Annotated in this window: 23 protein-coding genes; 11 read left to right on the top strand and 12 right to left on the bottom strand. The window is 65.5% G+C overall.

Annotated elements, in window-relative coordinates; all coding sequences use genetic code 11:
* Positions 1 to 43: 43 nt before the first annotated feature.
* Together ACNJYA_RS14205 and ACNJYA_RS14200 are read left to right on the top strand one after the other, a co-directional pair.
* A complete protein-coding gene (locus ACNJYA_RS14205) occupies positions 44 to 244 on the top strand; it encodes a hypothetical protein (protein WP_172782929.1) in 201 nt (66 codons plus the stop codon).
* Between the two features lie 156 nt (positions 245 to 400).
* Positions 401 to 571, top strand: coding sequence for a hypothetical protein (locus ACNJYA_RS14200; RefSeq protein ID WP_172782928.1), 171 nt, complete (start codon positions 401 to 403; stop codon positions 569 to 571).
* Between the two features lie 636 nt (positions 572 to 1,207).
* Here ACNJYA_RS14200 and ACNJYA_RS14195 read toward each other — a convergent pair.
* Positions 1,208 to 1,465 (bottom strand): DUF2798 domain-containing protein, encoded by a 258-nt coding sequence (locus ACNJYA_RS14195; RefSeq protein WP_172782927.1) that lies wholly within the window; start codon positions 1,463 to 1,465, stop codon positions 1,208 to 1,210.
* Positions 1,466 to 1,711: 246 nt separating this feature from the next.
* Here ACNJYA_RS14195 and ACNJYA_RS14190 point away from each other — a divergent pair, with 246 nt between their 5' ends.
* Positions 1,712 to 1,900 (top strand): hypothetical protein, encoded by a 189-nt coding sequence (locus ACNJYA_RS14190; protein WP_212257996.1) that lies wholly within the window; start codon positions 1,712 to 1,714, stop codon positions 1,898 to 1,900.
* Positions 1,901 to 1,930: 30 nt separating this feature from the next.
* Here the strand turns inward: ACNJYA_RS14190 and ACNJYA_RS14185 are convergent, their stop codons facing one another.
* Entirely contained in the window at positions 1,931 to 2,188 is a 258-nt protein-coding gene (locus ACNJYA_RS14185; protein WP_212257995.1) for a hypothetical protein, read from the bottom strand.
* A 100-nt stretch (positions 2,189 to 2,288) separates the two neighbouring features.
* Entirely contained in the window at positions 2,289 to 2,585 is a 297-nt protein-coding gene (locus tag ACNJYA_RS14180) for a hypothetical protein (protein WP_212257994.1), read from the bottom strand.
* Positions 2,586 to 2,949: 364 nt separating this feature from the next.
* Between ACNJYA_RS14180 and ACNJYA_RS14175 the strand changes: the two genes are divergently transcribed.
* Positions 2,950 to 3,414, top strand: coding sequence for a PaaI family thioesterase (locus ACNJYA_RS14175; RefSeq protein ID WP_439366668.1), 465 nt, complete (start codon positions 2,950 to 2,952; stop codon positions 3,412 to 3,414).
* Positions 3,415 to 3,517: 103 nt separating this feature from the next.
* Here the strand turns inward: ACNJYA_RS14175 and ACNJYA_RS14170 are convergent, their stop codons facing one another.
* On the bottom strand, positions 3,518 to 3,811 hold the full coding sequence (locus ACNJYA_RS14170; RefSeq protein ID WP_212257992.1) for an HdeA/HdeB family chaperone: 294 nt from the start codon (positions 3,809 to 3,811) through the stop codon (positions 3,518 to 3,520).
* Between the two features lie 194 nt (positions 3,812 to 4,005).
* Between ACNJYA_RS14170 and ACNJYA_RS14165 the strand changes: the two genes are divergently transcribed.
* Positions 4,006 to 4,248: a PilZ domain-containing protein gene (locus tag ACNJYA_RS14165; protein ID WP_172782921.1), complete on the top strand. Its 243-nt coding sequence runs from the start codon at positions 4,006 to 4,008 to the stop codon at positions 4,246 to 4,248.
* A 224-nt stretch (positions 4,249 to 4,472) separates the two neighbouring features.
* On the opposite strand, the gene ACNJYA_RS14160 is transcribed toward ACNJYA_RS14165, so the two are convergent.
* Positions 4,473 to 4,697 (bottom strand): hypothetical protein, encoded by a 225-nt coding sequence (locus ACNJYA_RS14160; RefSeq protein ID WP_439403123.1) that lies wholly within the window; start codon positions 4,695 to 4,697, stop codon positions 4,473 to 4,475.
* A gap of 151 nt (positions 4,698 to 4,848) precedes the next feature.
* Here ACNJYA_RS14160 and ACNJYA_RS14155 point away from each other — a divergent pair, with 151 nt between their 5' ends.
* Entirely contained in the window at positions 4,849 to 5,253 is a 405-nt protein-coding gene (locus ACNJYA_RS14155) for a hypothetical protein (protein WP_439366666.1), read from the top strand.
* A 103-nt stretch (positions 5,254 to 5,356) separates the two neighbouring features.
* Positions 5,357 to 5,689 (top strand): hypothetical protein, encoded by a 333-nt coding sequence (locus ACNJYA_RS14150; RefSeq protein ID WP_172782918.1) that lies wholly within the window; start codon positions 5,357 to 5,359, stop codon positions 5,687 to 5,689.
* Positions 5,690 to 5,834: 145 nt separating this feature from the next.
* Here ACNJYA_RS14150 and ACNJYA_RS14145 read toward each other — a convergent pair whose 3' ends face one another.
* Together ACNJYA_RS14145 and ACNJYA_RS14140 are read right to left on the bottom strand one after the other, a co-directional pair.
* Positions 5,835 to 6,302 carry a DUF6691 family protein gene (locus ACNJYA_RS14145; protein WP_172782917.1) on the bottom strand — a complete coding sequence of 156 codons (468 nt, stop codon included), beginning with the start codon at positions 6,300 to 6,302 and terminating at the stop codon, positions 5,835 to 5,837.
* Positions 6,303 to 6,307: 5 nt separating this feature from the next.
* On the bottom strand, positions 6,308 to 6,736 hold the full coding sequence (locus ACNJYA_RS14140; protein ID WP_439366665.1) for a YeeE/YedE family protein: 429 nt from the start codon (positions 6,734 to 6,736) through the stop codon (positions 6,308 to 6,310).
* 328 nt (positions 6,737 to 7,064) lie between these two features.
* Here ACNJYA_RS14140 and ACNJYA_RS14135 point away from each other — a divergent pair, with 328 nt between their 5' ends.
* Complete coding sequence (locus ACNJYA_RS14135; RefSeq protein WP_439366664.1) at positions 7,065 to 8,231, top strand: GNAT family N-acetyltransferase; 1,167 nt, start codon at positions 7,065 to 7,067, stop codon at positions 8,229 to 8,231.
* Here the strand turns inward: ACNJYA_RS14135 and ACNJYA_RS14130 are convergent.
* The 3 genes from ACNJYA_RS14130 to ACNJYA_RS14120 are packed head-to-tail and all read right to left on the bottom strand — an operon-like array spanning position 8,221 to position 9,362.
* A complete protein-coding gene (locus ACNJYA_RS14130; RefSeq protein ID WP_439366663.1) occupies positions 8,221 to 8,505 on the bottom strand; it encodes a type II toxin-antitoxin system HicA family toxin in 285 nt (94 codons plus the stop codon). The two genes, ACNJYA_RS14135 and ACNJYA_RS14130, sit on opposite strands and share 11 nt — an antisense overlap.
* The gene (locus ACNJYA_RS14125; protein WP_439366662.1) at positions 8,436 to 8,639 is read right to left on the bottom strand and encodes a type II toxin-antitoxin system HicB family antitoxin; all 204 of its coding nucleotides are present in this window, start codon (positions 8,637 to 8,639) and stop codon (positions 8,436 to 8,438) included. The genes ACNJYA_RS14130 and ACNJYA_RS14125 overlap by 70 nt, the downstream gene beginning before the upstream one ends.
* A 57-nt stretch (positions 8,640 to 8,696) precedes the next feature.
* Positions 8,697 to 9,362, bottom strand: coding sequence for a DsbA family oxidoreductase (locus ACNJYA_RS14120; RefSeq protein ID WP_197963080.1), 666 nt, complete (start codon positions 9,360 to 9,362; stop codon positions 8,697 to 8,699).
* Positions 9,363 to 9,532: 170 nt separating this feature from the next.
* Between ACNJYA_RS14120 and ACNJYA_RS14115 the strand changes: the two genes are divergently transcribed.
* A complete protein-coding gene (locus ACNJYA_RS14115) occupies positions 9,533 to 10,330 on the top strand; it encodes a thioesterase family protein (RefSeq protein WP_439403122.1) in 798 nt (265 codons plus the stop codon).
* Here ACNJYA_RS14115 and ACNJYA_RS14110 read toward each other — a convergent pair.
* Together ACNJYA_RS14110 and ACNJYA_RS14105 are read right to left on the bottom strand one after the other, a co-directional pair.
* Complete coding sequence (locus ACNJYA_RS14110; RefSeq protein ID WP_439403121.1) at positions 10,318 to 11,139, bottom strand: helix-turn-helix domain-containing protein; 822 nt, start codon at positions 11,137 to 11,139, stop codon at positions 10,318 to 10,320. The two genes, ACNJYA_RS14115 and ACNJYA_RS14110, sit on opposite strands and share 13 nt — an antisense overlap.
* Before the next feature lie 40 nt (positions 11,140 to 11,179).
* Positions 11,180 to 12,001 (bottom strand): helix-turn-helix domain-containing protein, encoded by an 822-nt coding sequence (locus ACNJYA_RS14105; RefSeq protein ID WP_439403120.1) that lies wholly within the window; start codon positions 11,999 to 12,001, stop codon positions 11,180 to 11,182.
* Between the two features lie 101 nt (positions 12,002 to 12,102).
* Here ACNJYA_RS14105 and ACNJYA_RS14100 point away from each other — a divergent pair, with 101 nt between their 5' ends.
* Together ACNJYA_RS14100 and ACNJYA_RS14095 are read left to right on the top strand one after the other, a co-directional pair.
* Positions 12,103 to 12,333, top strand: a complete 231-nt coding sequence (locus tag ACNJYA_RS14100; protein ID WP_439403119.1) for a hypothetical protein — start codon at positions 12,103 to 12,105, stop codon at positions 12,331 to 12,333.
* A 31-nt stretch (positions 12,334 to 12,364) separates the two neighbouring features.
* Positions 12,365 to 12,763: a hypothetical protein gene (locus ACNJYA_RS14095; protein WP_439403118.1), complete on the top strand. Its 399-nt coding sequence runs from the start codon at positions 12,365 to 12,367 to the stop codon at positions 12,761 to 12,763.
* Positions 12,764 to 13,131 lie beyond the last annotated feature (368 nt).

Below are 13,131 nucleotides of genomic sequence, written 5' to 3'. Positions count from 1 at the left end.
GCTCACCTCGCGCTCCCGCCTCCTCGCACGGAAAGAGCGCGCCATGTTCAAGCGACGACGTTTCAAGCAGCAGCTGACCCTTCAGGACCGGCTGTCCGCATGGGTGAAGCAGATCCGCGAGCAAGCGTCCAAGCTTCCTCCCGGGCCGGAGCGGGACGCGCTGCTCAAGAAGGCCCGCCAAGCCGACGTTGCCAATCATCTGAGCGATTGGGTCAAATCGCCGGGGCTTCAGCCGCCGAAATAGCCGGGCCTCCGCCGGGTTCCGCAAAGCGAATATGATCGGCATCAACGACGCGCGGCCGGCGCGCCGTCATGTTTCCGTAATCCTGCGGCACCGAACCTTTTCGCGGTCTCCGGTTTTCTGTGGGGATGGGACCGCAACTTTTGGGGACCTCAGCTCATGACGGACAACGACACGCACCACGACACGATCAGGCGAAAGCCGCTGCTGGAGGCGGCGCACGAGGAGATGGTGAAGTTCGAGCGCAAGGAAAACGAGTTCCGCAAGAAGGACCGCGAAGAGCGCGCCGCCGAGCTCCATCTGCCGCTGAACGAGATCAAGGTCCACTAGGCAGCGCCAGGACCGGCTTCCGGAGCGGGTCGAGGTCCGCCCCGCGACGGGGCGCCAGCCGGCGGTTTGGACGGAATCCCCGACCCCGGCAGCGCCAGTCGGCTGCCGCAACCGCGGGCCTCCAAGGTATCTAAATACTACCCGTAACCCATTGGCCGAGCGAGGAAATTGCCCGGCACCCTACTGTGCATGGGGTTGTTTTCCCGCTTTTGAAAGGCGGCAGCGCCGGCGCCCATCGATGCGAGCGCCCGGCACGCCGATCCCCGTCTACAGCAGCGCCAGAAGAATCAGGCCTATCACCAGCACCACGAAGCCAGCCGCCGTCGCGGCGGCAAATGACCGCTCTACGTTATCCATGATGCCACCCCGTTGTCGGCGCGCCACGTTTCCCCCATGGCTGCGCCGAACGGATGAAAATCTTGCCGACGGGTGTGTCCGCAGTGGTGCGGACGGATGTCGAAATTGGGACCGGTACGGGGCCAGTCTGCGGCCTTTCGATCACGCTCCTGCCGGTCGTTCGCCTGTCAGGCTGCCGTAAGCTCAGCCGGCTAGGGTCATTCGGCTATGGTGTTGCAGCCCAGCACCCAGCCTCCAACAACTCTCAGCCCCGCTTGGCTCTCCCCAGGCGGGGCCTTTTCATGCCTGCCGGCCGGCGCTGGGTTCCCGCTCCTCCCGGGTCAGGCGCAGCGCGAAGGCGCGGATCGCGGGCGCCGCCAATAGCACGACCGGCAGCATCGCGGCCCATGCGATCAGCCAGGACACCATCCAGTGCCGAACGAAGAGCACCGGGCTGCCTGCCGGAAAGCTCGCGATTCCCGCCGCGATCAGCGAGGTCAGCCCGGACTGGATGATGCCGAAGACGAAGTGAGAGTAGCGGCGGGGAATGCCGAGCATGAGGGGCCCATGGTTGCTTGCCCGCGATCAGGCAAGCAAGGCACATGCCGTCAAGCTGAAGCAGATCCGGCGCCCGGGTCGGAACCACGCTGTGGGCCCGCCGAGCCCAGGAACTTTGTTCATGGTCGGAGAACCACGGAGATCGAGCGCCGTTCGCGTGCGGCCGGCGACAGATTTTCCTTGCCTGCGGAATATTGCGACGACCAACATGTTTGCAGGCATGAAGGTGAATCGTGGGAGGTGACCATGAATCACAGGGGCGTCGAGTTCACCATCGCCAAGACGGCGATTCCCGGAATCTGGCAATGGAAGTTCCGCATCGGCGACCAGATCAAGACCGGCAAGACCGAGACCAGGATCGACCTGCTGGCGATCCGGCGCGTGCAGCTGCGCATCGACCGGGAGCTGAAGGCGATCGGGCGAAAGACGGCCTGAACCGTTCGCCCTCATGCGCCATAGAGCGCATCAGTCCGCGCTGGGCAGCCGCCGCATCGTGAACTCGATCTCGCCGCCCGGCAATTCGCGCCAGGTCTCGACCTCGCTCATATAGCCGGCCTTGGGATAGCGGGCGAAGAAGGCCTGCGCCCTCTCCCGCGCCGCCGCGCGCGGCAGCGTAAAAGTCTCGCGCAGATAGCCATCGCCGCGCGCGGTCGGCCCCGGCTTGCCGGCCATCTTGCGCCGGCGCGCCATCCGCTCGGCGAGATCCCGCGGACGATCGGCCATGTCCTGCCTTCCTCAACGCACTACGCTACGGACAATGTAGGGCGCGGGCCGGATCAAGAGGAGTCCCGTCGGAAAGACTTCGTGCCTCCCCGGAACGGGGTCAGTTGGCGGCCGTACCGCTCTTGGACTTCTTCGGCGCACTGGTTGCGGCTGACGCCTTCGGGGCCGCCGGCTGCTTCGGCGGATCGGCGCGCATGCCGCCCCAGGGATCGCTGGACGCCTTGGAATCCGGAATCTTCTTCAGCGTTTCCTTGTAGGCCCTGTCACGCTCGGCCTCGGCGGCCTTCTCCTCCGGGGACTTGCTGGGGAGATCCTGCATCAAATTGACATTGGGCATTTGCGCGTAGGCAGGTCCCGCCAGCACGGCCAGTACCGCGGCCAAACGGAAAAGCTTCATCATTCACTCCTTAGATCTTCCATGAGGCGCGGATCGCCCCGCGCCGTGTCATCCTTGTCAGCCCGGTCACGACCCGGAGGGCCGCTAGAGCCGATCCGATCTGCATGATTTCGGCGCATGCAGCCAGTCGTCCCAGATCGGACCGCATTTGGTGCACCCGCCCAGCCCAAGACCGAGCACGGCCATGCAAAAGACGAGGACACAGCGACGCAACATCATCCAACCCTACCCAAGCGAGGCATCATATCGGGCCAAGTCAGGCATTTTCAAGCCGAGGCGGCCGGCGCGAGACCGAGTGACTTTGCCTCGCCGATGCGCGCACAATGCGACGAAACATCCAGTAACACAGGAGCGCGCGACAGCAATGCAAACGCAGCCAGAAGCGGAGTTCTGCCTCGACGACGCCAGACGCATCCTCGGCGAGGTCTTTGCGCCCTGGGTCCAGGATCTCAACCTCGCGGTCGAGCGCCTCGAGCATGCGCCGCCCGCGGACGTTGCGGACTGGCAGCCCGGCGCGCTGCTGCGCATGCCGTTTTCGGAGCGGCTGTGCCGGAACGGCGGCGTGGTCTGCGGCCAGGCTCTGATGGCGCTCGCCGATACCGCGATGGTGATCGCGATCCTCGCGGCCAATCGCGGCTACCGTTCCATGACAACGGTCGACCAGACCACGCATTTCATGCGCGCAATCTCCGCGTCCGACGTGCTGGCGGACGCGCGCGTGGTGCGGCTCGGGCGCACCATGAGCTTTGGCCGCGTCACGCTGCTCTCGGCCGCCGACGGCAAGCCGGCCGCGATGGTGTCGAGCGCGTTCGCGATGCTGCGGGGGTGAACGCGTCCTGAAACAAGAGAGCCGCGCGGAGCGCAAAGCTCGACGCGGCTCTCGATGCAATCGTGTCGGGACAGGAAGCGCGTTCGCGCTCGCGTCGGCGACGTCACTTCCCGAGAATCTCGTCGGCGGCGGTGACGACGCTGACGGTCGGATTCTTTCCGCAATAGGCGCCGAACTTCTTGGCGTTCGCGATGAAGACGTCGGTATCGATGATCGCGTTGTCTTCGTCGCCCTTGTACCAGCCGTCCATCCAGGTCAGCACGACCGCGATGTTGTCCTCGCCGCTCTCCAGGAACTGCTTGCAGGACATGGTCGAGAGGTCCCACTTGGCGGCGTGAGCGGGCATCGCGGCCAGCGAGAGCGCTGCGGCGAAAAGAAGCGAAAGCGAAGTCTTCATCAATATCTCCATCGGCGCGTCACGCCATAAAGGAAAGGCTCTTGGGTAGGCTCTTTGGGCAGGTTCGTTGGAGCGGCTCGCCGCTCCAACGTCGTAAACAAAGTCTGAAACGCCGCGCAAGTAGCGCCAGTATTGAGTTTAGTTCAACGTAATTTCTATGCACTACTTCATAATCCTCGGCAGGACTGACGCGGATGATTGAGAAGCGCACATCGCAACGTCATCGTGTTTTCAAGGGCGGAAAGATCACCTTTGAAAACAGCGGCATTGCTTGCACGGTGCGAAACATGTCGGCGGGCGGCGCGGCGATCGACCTCGACACTCCCGTCATGTTGCCGCAATCGGTCACGCTCTCGATCGCGTGCGACCATTTCGTAAAGCATTGTCGCACAGTTTGGCGCAGCGACAAGCGCGTCGGCCTCGCTTTCGTGCAATAGCAGGCGCGATGTGAACGAACGTTCGCATCACATGCACAACACGATCATGATTGCTTCGATACGACGGCGGCACCAACGCGGTTCGCAATCACGCGCGTGACGACCGCGAGCGCGATCGATGATGACCCCGCAACAAATCGTCCACCGGGACGATCGGTCGTGCGCGACACGAGCGACGGCGCTTCTCCGAAACCGAAATACAGGTCCGCGCCATCCACCTCACGTCATTTCGGCTTCTTGGCAGGTTCACCCGGACGGGCGCCGCCCCAGGGGTCGTACTTCTCCTTGGGTTCGGGAATTCGCTCGAGCGCGGCCTTGTAGGCCTTCTCGTCGACCTTGGGACCGTTGTCGATCGGCTTGGCGCCGTCATTGGGCTGGCGCCGGCCCTGCGCCTGCACTGATGCGACCGTCAGTGCCAGCACGGCGGCCGCGATGACCAAAATCCTCATTGCAGCAATCCCCCTCGCGTGGGGTACAAACTAGCCCGCAATCGCGGAATAGCAATGTTGCGGGTTCCAAGACTTCAGCAAAACTTGATCGACCGGGACTTCGTCGGATCGCGTTCGTGCCTATCTGTTGGCCCGCAGGGGACCTCCACGGATGTTGCGGATCATTGCTCATGCGGCGCTGCTCATCGGCGCGCTGGCGCTCGGTGCCTGCGGCTTTGCAGACAGCCGCGCTCCGGTGCCGGAGTTCATGCGCATGAAGGAGGCCGAGCAGCCGCCGCCGGAAGCGCCCCCCGACGTCAAGCGCGTGGTGCGCGAGCAGATCGACGTCGTCTTTCTCGCAACATCCTATCCGCGCGAGGTGCACGTCGCCCCGCCCCATCGTGAGGTGCGAGGACCGGGCTGGACCGCGTGCGTCCGCGCGCAGCTCACCTCGGCGACCGGCACGTCGCTCGGCGCCCGGACCTACATCGTGACGATCAACGGCGGCAAGGTCGTGGACCGCCGGCGCGCGGACGCCGACGACATCTGCGGGACGGAGACTTACGAGCCGATCTAGGAACCCGCCTTGACGACAAGGTTCCGGGAAAAACCAGTACCGCGACCGGGAACGATCACCGCCTCCCCTTCTTGTTACCGCCGAGGGCAGTTTCGAGGAGGACATGATGAGGACGTTGACTATTGCGCTGTTGGCTGGCGTGGGTGCTTTGGCCGCCGCCTCGGGGGCGAAGGCTTCCGATATCTATACGAGCAGCGAGTACACCAATCCGGATCTCGTGCAGCAGGTGCGACTTGTCTGCGACGAGGATGGCCGCTGCTATCGCACACGCGGCGGTTCGCGCGTGATCGTGCGCGATTCCTACAACTACATGCCGCGCGAGCGCTACTACGAGCGCCGGACCTATCATCGCGATTGGGATGACGGCCCGCGCGCCGGCGTCGGCATTCGCGCGCCCGGCGTCAGCGTCGGCGTCGGTGTCGACGACCGCTGGTGATCGATGAAGGCTTGATGGTTGGGACCGGACGAGACTATTCGCCCGGTCCCGTTCGTGCGACCGAACCAACCGCCGATGTCGGGCTGCTGGAACCGCCGAGCTTGATGTGTGCCTCTGGGGTCCATGACGGCTCTCTGGCGTGACTTCAGGTTTCGAGCGGATCGGCCGGTGTGACGAGGCGCGTCAATGACGGCAGATGAGCGATGAAGCGGGCGAGCACCATGCCGGCGCACATCGCCACGACGAAGATGACGGCAGAGAGCGAGCCAAATCCGAGCGCGGTCAGCGCCGGCCCCGGACAGAAGCCCACCAGCCCCCAGCCGACGCCGAAGATCGCAGGACCTGCAACGATCCTGGGATCGATGTCGAGCCGCGTCGGCAGATAGAATCGGTCGGCGAAGAGCGGACGCGCGAGCTTCAGGACGCGGTTGAATCCGACGAAGGTCACCGCCACCGCGCCCGCCATGACGAATGCGAGGCTCGCATCCCATGTCCCTGCCGGAATGCCGCCGATGTCCAGGAAGTTCAGCACCTTTGCGGGGTTCGACATCCCGGAGACGATGAGGCCGATGCCGAAGATCAACCCGATCGCGAATTGAACGAGGATTGCCATGGCGATCAGCTCCAGTGCCGCATCACGAAGACGGTGGCCATTCCGGCGGCCATGAAGGTCATTGTCGCGACCAGCGAGCGCACCGACAGCCGCGACAGGCCACAAACGCCGTGGCCGGAGGTGCAGCCACTGCCCCACACCGAACCGAACCCCGTGAGCAATCCGCCGACGATCAGGAGAGCCGGTCCCGCCGCGATCGTCTGCTCCGGCAGACCTCCCGTGACGAGCAGCACCAGCACGGGCGCGGCGGCGAGACCGGCCACGAAGGCGAGGCGCCCGGCGAATTCGCTATCCTCATAGGGCGGAAACAGCCGCGCCGCGATGCCGCTGACGCCGGCGATCCGGCCCGTTGCCCACATCAGCAGAACGGCCGCGAGGCCAATCATCGCACCGCCAACAAGGGACGCGATCGGCGTAAATGATGTCGAGACCATGAGCCTCTCCCGAACGAGGTAGTTTCGCAGGCAAGCGCGAGACCGGAAGTCCGCGCAGTGCTGGAGATTCTGTACCGCCTCTTCTGCGCCGGCAAGTCGGACTCTCGCCTTCGCAAGACGGCGGGAGTGCCGGGAGACTGGTCACGATTCCTCAGGCAAGTCACATGCGACCGCCCTGAAACTTCGGGATCACCCCCGGCCGGATGCTGAATGGAATGTTAACACTACCGCTCGAATTGCAGCGGCGTCCCAACGGTATTTTCCAATCTTTGCGCTAAGCAATGCCCGGTAGCACGGGCTCAGCTCGCGCGAACGGGGACGACGGGACGTGGTCGACATCGCGCATCAGGCGGCGATCAATCCGGCATCGGCAAGGGATGTCGCGATGGCGCGCGCGCCTGTCCCGATTGCCGCCGTCGACACCGGCCAATGGCGCGCGCTGGCGCAGCGGGCGATCGAGCCGAACGGATATTATCTGCCCGCCTGGGAGCTGGCCGTCAGTGCAACGGCGCGCGGTCGCACGGATGCCTCGGCTCTGGCCGCACACGACTCTTCGGCGCGGCTGATCGGCCTGATGCCGGTGATCTCGCTCTGGCGCGCCTGGAAGATTCCCCTGCCCGCCCTGGTGAGCGCGCATCCCTATGGCACGCTGTGCAGCCCGCTGCTCGACCGTGACGCTCCGCTCGAGGCCGCCGCGCGTCTGCTGCAGCAGGCACGCGAGGCCGGCGCGCATGCGCTCGTGCTGACCGACGTCGCCCTCGACGGCGCGGCCATGGCATCGGTCAAGCAGGTGCTTGAGCGCGACGGCCTGAAGCCGAGAATCCTCAGCTCCTACATCCGCGCCAGCCTCGATGCGACGCAGGATGGGGACATGCTGTTGCGCGACGCGCTCGGCGCCAAGAAGCTCAAGGAGCTGCGGCGACAGCGCCACCGTCTCGAGGAGCACGGCCCTGTCGTGTTCAAGATTGCGCGCAGCTCCGACGAGATCGGACCTGCGCTCGAAAGCTTCCTGCAGCTCGAAGCCAGCGGCTGGAAGGGCAAGCGCGGCACCGCGCTGGTTCAGCACGCGGGCGACGCAACCTTCATCCGCCGCGCCGTGCCGGCGCTGGCAGAGGCTGCACAGTGCGAGATCGTCACGCTTCGCGCCGGCGCGACCCCGATTGCCGCCGGCATCGTGCTGCGCCACCAGGATCGCGCCTTCTTCTTCAAGCTCGGCATCGACGAGCGCTTTGCAAGATATTCGCCCGGCGTGCAGCTGACGCTGGACCTCACCCGCCATCTCTGCGCCGATCCCGCCATCGCCAGCGCGGATTCGACGGCAAATGCCGATCATCCCATGATCAACCCGATCTGGCGCGGACGCCTTGCAATTGGGGACGTGCTGATCCCGCTGCGGCGGCACGACCCGGTCGTGACGCTGGTTCATGGAGCGCTCGCGACGCACAAGATCGCCTACGCGGCGGCCCGATACGCGGCTCATTTGATCAGGAAGTGAGGCTATAGATCGTCGTCCGATAGCTCAGCCATCTTGACGAGATGACGCAGGACCCCGTCTTTAGGGGCTTATTGCCATGGATCGGAACGGAGAGCCGGACGATGCTGCCCGGCTTGCCGTAGATGTGATGACTGCCGCTGACGCGAAGTAAACTCCAGCCGTGTCGTCCGACGATACGCGCGAACTCCCGACCAGAGACGGATTTCACGTCGTCAGTTCCAAAATCCGTTCGATGCCACCCGGCTCCGGCGGCGCTACTTCGACCGACAGACATCCTTCAATCGCGTCGCGAATATTTGCCATGAGCTCATCCATGGTATCGCCTTCCGTGGCACAACCAGGGATGGCCGGGACTTCGGCCCAGAAGCCCCCCTCTTCCGCCTCGTGTATGACAATCTTAATCTTCATATTGTCCTCGCGCCCCGAACAATTGCCCAAGCTGACGACAGATTCAACTTTCTCAGCCTACTCCGCCGCCTGCGCGTTGATCTCCGCCGAGACCTGGCGAATGGCGCGGGCGAGCAGGTTCGGATCCTGCGCGCCGGAGACGGCGTACTTCTGTGCAAAGACATAGGTCGGCACGCCGGAGATGCCCTTGTCGGCGGCTTCCTGAGCATCTGCCGAGACGCGCGCGACATCCTCGTCGGTGGCGAGGCGCTTGCGAACGTCGTCGGCATCGAGGCCGATATCGGCAGCCGCCTGCACCAGCACGTTCACATCGGTGAGATCGCCGCCGTCGCGGAAGTACAGCTCCATCAGGCGCTGCTTCATCTCGGGCGCCTTGCCGATCGCTTCCGCCCAGAGGATGAGGCGATGGCAGTCGGTCGTGTTGGGCTGGCGCGCCACCAGCTCCGGCTTGTAGACGAGCCCCTCCTCGCTCGCGGCCGCGACGACGCGCCCCGCAATGCCCTTATAGGCTTCGACCGAGCCGAACTTCTGGGTGAGATAGGCCTCGCGGCTGATGCCCTCGCGCGGCACCCAGGGATTGAGGAAGAAGGGGCGGAAATTGAGCTTGACCGGAACGTCGGGCACGAGCGCCAGCGCGCTCTCGATGCGGTGCTTGCCGATATAGCACCAGGGGCAGACCACGTCGGAGACGACGTCGATCTGGAGCGGTTTCAGCGTGCTCATGTCAGGCGCCTCCTTCGGGCACTTCGAGGGTCCGCCCGAACATAAGCCGAACCGGGGGCGGTGCAAGGCACCCGTCCTGCATGGCTCACGACTTCACCTCTGCGGTTATTGTGGCACGTTGCCCCCGCCCCGATAGTTGCGGCCACGATCAAGCCCAAGGGGAGACCGCGATGACCGCCATTTTCAAGCCGGAAGGCGATTTGTTCCGGCCCACCGAGCATGCCGGCGGCCCGTGGTCGCCGGACATGCTGCAGGGAAGCGCCACCACCGCGCTGATGACCCGCGAGGTCGAGCGCCTCGCTGCCAAATCCGGCTTTGCGGTGCGGCGCCTGACCTTCGATCTGTGGCGGCCGGCGGGCCTGCGCCTGTTCAGGGCGGTCAGCGAGCTGCTGCGCGACGGTCGCAAGGCCAAGACCCTGCAGGTGCGGCTGATGGACGGCGACACCGAGATCGGCCGCTGCACGGCGCTGCTGACGGCGCCGAGCGGCGAGTCGCCCATCGACCCCTTCGCGAGGCCCGTGGCCGTCGACAAGGGGCCCGAGGCCGGCACCCTGCCGCCCGCCTTCGCGCAGAAATGGAGTCGCTATTTCCAGAACGTGTCGGTGCGCCTGATCGAGGGCGCCCTGGAGAAGCCGGGCCCGGCCGCGGCCTGGATGCGGCTCGACGCGCCGCTGGTCGAGGGCGAACCGAACACGCCGCTGCTCCAGGCGGTGCAGGCCGCGGACTTCTCCAGCGGCGTCGCCCAGATCGTCGACATGCGCCAATGGACCTTCATCAACCCGGAGATCAGCCTCTATTTCTTCCGTCCGCCCGAGGGCGAATGGATCCTGATCCGTGCCGCCACGCGCGTCGGCGCCAATGGCGCCGGCCTCACCACGGCGACACTGAGTGATCGCAACGGTCCGTTTGCGGAAGTAATGCAAGCCATGAGCTTCGAACGGCGCGAGGCGCAGGCTCAGGCGTCCTGAGCTGCAAGCGCAACCAAGGCGGCTTCGGACGCGGCATCGACAGGCATGAACATTTCGACGCGAAGCTCCTGCAGCGTCACGTCCTGCGGGGTGCCGAGCGTCAGCACCGCACCGATCAGACCAATGCCGACATCGCCCTTGCGCAGGCGCACCTCGCAGAGCGGCCCCGGCACGGAATTGTCCTCGGTCGGCGCAGGAAGCTGCGGCAGCCGCATCAATTCGCGCCAGGTCGATTGCAAGGCCTCGTCAAGCGGCGCGGCCATTGCTTCATGCCGCGCCCGCGCCAGCAGCGCAGCCGCAACAATCGACCAGTTCTCGACGAACGGCTTGAGCTCGTCGGGCGCGAGGAACATGCGCATGTGATTGAGCGGCCGCTGCATGCGCTCAGGGCCAAGCAGCATGCTCATCAGGCGCGAGGCGGCGCGATTGGCCTGCATCACGTTCCAGCGCCGGTCGGTGACGATCGCCGGGAACGGCTCGTGACGGCTGAGCAGAAGATCGATGGCACGCCGCGCCTCGGCAAGCTCCGGCGCCGACAGATCGCGCTCGCCATATTGCCGTGCGAAGCCGCCGGCCTCGAGCAGCGCATTGCGGTCGCGCAACGACAGATCGAGCGCGGACGCGAGCTGCAGCAGGATGTCCCGGCTTGCTGCCGCTCTCCCGGTCTCGACATAGCTCAGATGCTTGACGGAGATGCCGGCCTCGAACGCGAGCTCCGCCTGGCTCAAGGCGCGGCGCGTGCGCCAGCCGCGCAGGAGATCACCGACGGGATTGGCCGGCCGCAATCGCCGGAACGCGCGTGTGTCCATTCGGCGATTATGCGAGCGGTGCTCGGTCCTGTAAACGGCGTCACTGCAGGCCGGCCGCCATCTGCTTCAACCGCTCGGCGGTGCGCTCGTCCGCCGGAAAGAACGTCTCCAGCGCCAGCTCCGAGAGGGTGATGTCGACGGGCGTGCCGAACACCATGGTCGTGGAGAAGAAGCTGAGGATCTCTCCGCCATGCCGCAGCTTGAACGGGATCGCGACATTGTCGCTCGACAGCGGGGCCGAACGCGCCGGAAGCGGATAGCTCTTCAGATCATTGTAGAGCTTGATCAGCTCCGGATCGGCTGTCGCCTCGCACTGCCGGTGCAGCCGTTCCAGAAGATGCCCGCACCATTCGGCGAGATTGACCGTGCGCGGTGCCAGCGCCTCGGGATGGAAGGCCAGCCGCAGCACGTTGACGGGCTGGCCGAGCAGATGCTGCGGGACGCCATCGAGCAGCGGTGCCACCATCCGATTGGCGGAGACCAGGTTCCAGTGTCGATCCACCGCGAGCGCCGGATTGGGCTCATGCGCTTTCAAGACGAGGTCGATCGCCTGACGGGCTGATCTCAAGGCGGGATCCTCCAGCGGGCGCTGCGGAAAGGCCGGCGCGAAACCGGCCGCGACCAGCAGCACGTTGCGTTCGCGCAAGGGCACGTCGAGACGTTCGGCCAGCCGGAGCACCATGTCGCGCGAGGGCGCGGCACGGCCGGTCTCGACGAAGCTCAGATGCCGCGCCGAGATCTCCGCTTCGCCGGCGAGATCGAGCTGGCTCATGCGGCGGCGCTGCCGCCATTCGCGCAAATGGTCGCCGATATGGACCGGCTGGCTGCGTTCGGTGCGTGCGGTGGATGCATGTGCGTTCATGACCAAAAACCTAGCATGCGGATTTCGGTGCTTCCATTACCAGCGAGGTAATCGAATTGCGGTGCGGGCGCGCGCATCTTGGGTCGCAACAGGAGATGACCATGATCGCGCTGCTGCTCTACCGGACCATCGCAGACCACGTCCTGCCCTGGGCCATGGCCTTCGCAACCCGGATGCTGGCGCGCAGCCTCAACATGCCGGAGCCCCTGGTGCATTCGACCGGCGACTACGTCGTGGCGCAGGTCATCGCCTTCGAGCACGGCGTCGGCAGGAGCCTCTGCCCGTTCCGTCTCGCCCGTCTGCTCCGCGCCTGGTGGCGCGGTCGGCATTGAGTTCCACCCAGCCCAACCAAGGAGACCTGAGATGATCGATGCATCCACCTTCCTGCGCCGCGCCCTCTTCGCCGACGCCATCTTCAGCGGCATCGCCGCGCTCGGCTTCACCTTCGGCGCGAGCGCGTTCGCAGCGCTGTTCAACCTGCCCGAAGCGCTGCTGCGCGAGACCGGCCTGTTCCTGATCGCCTACACTGCCCTGGTCGGCTGGCTCGCCTCGCGAGCGACGCTGGCAAAGCCGCTGGTCCTGCTGGTCGTGATCGGCAATGCGGTCTGGACCGTCGGCAGCATCGCGCTGCTGCTCTCGGGCGCGGTATCGCCGAACCTCGCCGGCGTGCTCATGGTCGTCGCGCAAGCCATCGCCACCGGCGTGTTCGCCGAGCTGCAATATGTGGGATTGAAGAAAAGCGGGCACGCCGTCGCGGCGTGATCGCTTCGTGCCAGCTCCGCGGCGCAGACCGGGGAACGCGAAGGCTTCGTCATATCGGATCGTACCCGGATGCAAGCATGACCTCGCGTTCTCGCGGCGGATTTCGCCCGAGCTTTGCTTCGTTGCTTGCGCCCTTCGATTGCCGGAGGGCGCAGGGAAGGCCGGGCGCCGGCGGCACCCGAGTCCGTGTACAAGGAAATGCACACGGGGTGGACTACAGGTGTTGCCGGTCGCCCGGCCTTCCCTGCGCGGATGGTTTTAACGGTGTCCTTCGTGCTCTCCTCGGGGAGCGTTGCACTATTGCCCCCGTCGCCTCGCGGCTTCTCTGATGCGCGCACCCGGTCGGGCCCCGCATCACCGCAAGCCTT

Source organism: Bradyrhizobium sp. BLXBL-01, from assembly GCF_051853025.1.
In the GTDB taxonomy this organism is placed as follows: Bacteria; Pseudomonadota; Alphaproteobacteria; order Rhizobiales; family Xanthobacteraceae; genus Bradyrhizobium.
This window is presented reverse-complemented; position numbering and strand designations above follow the sequence as displayed.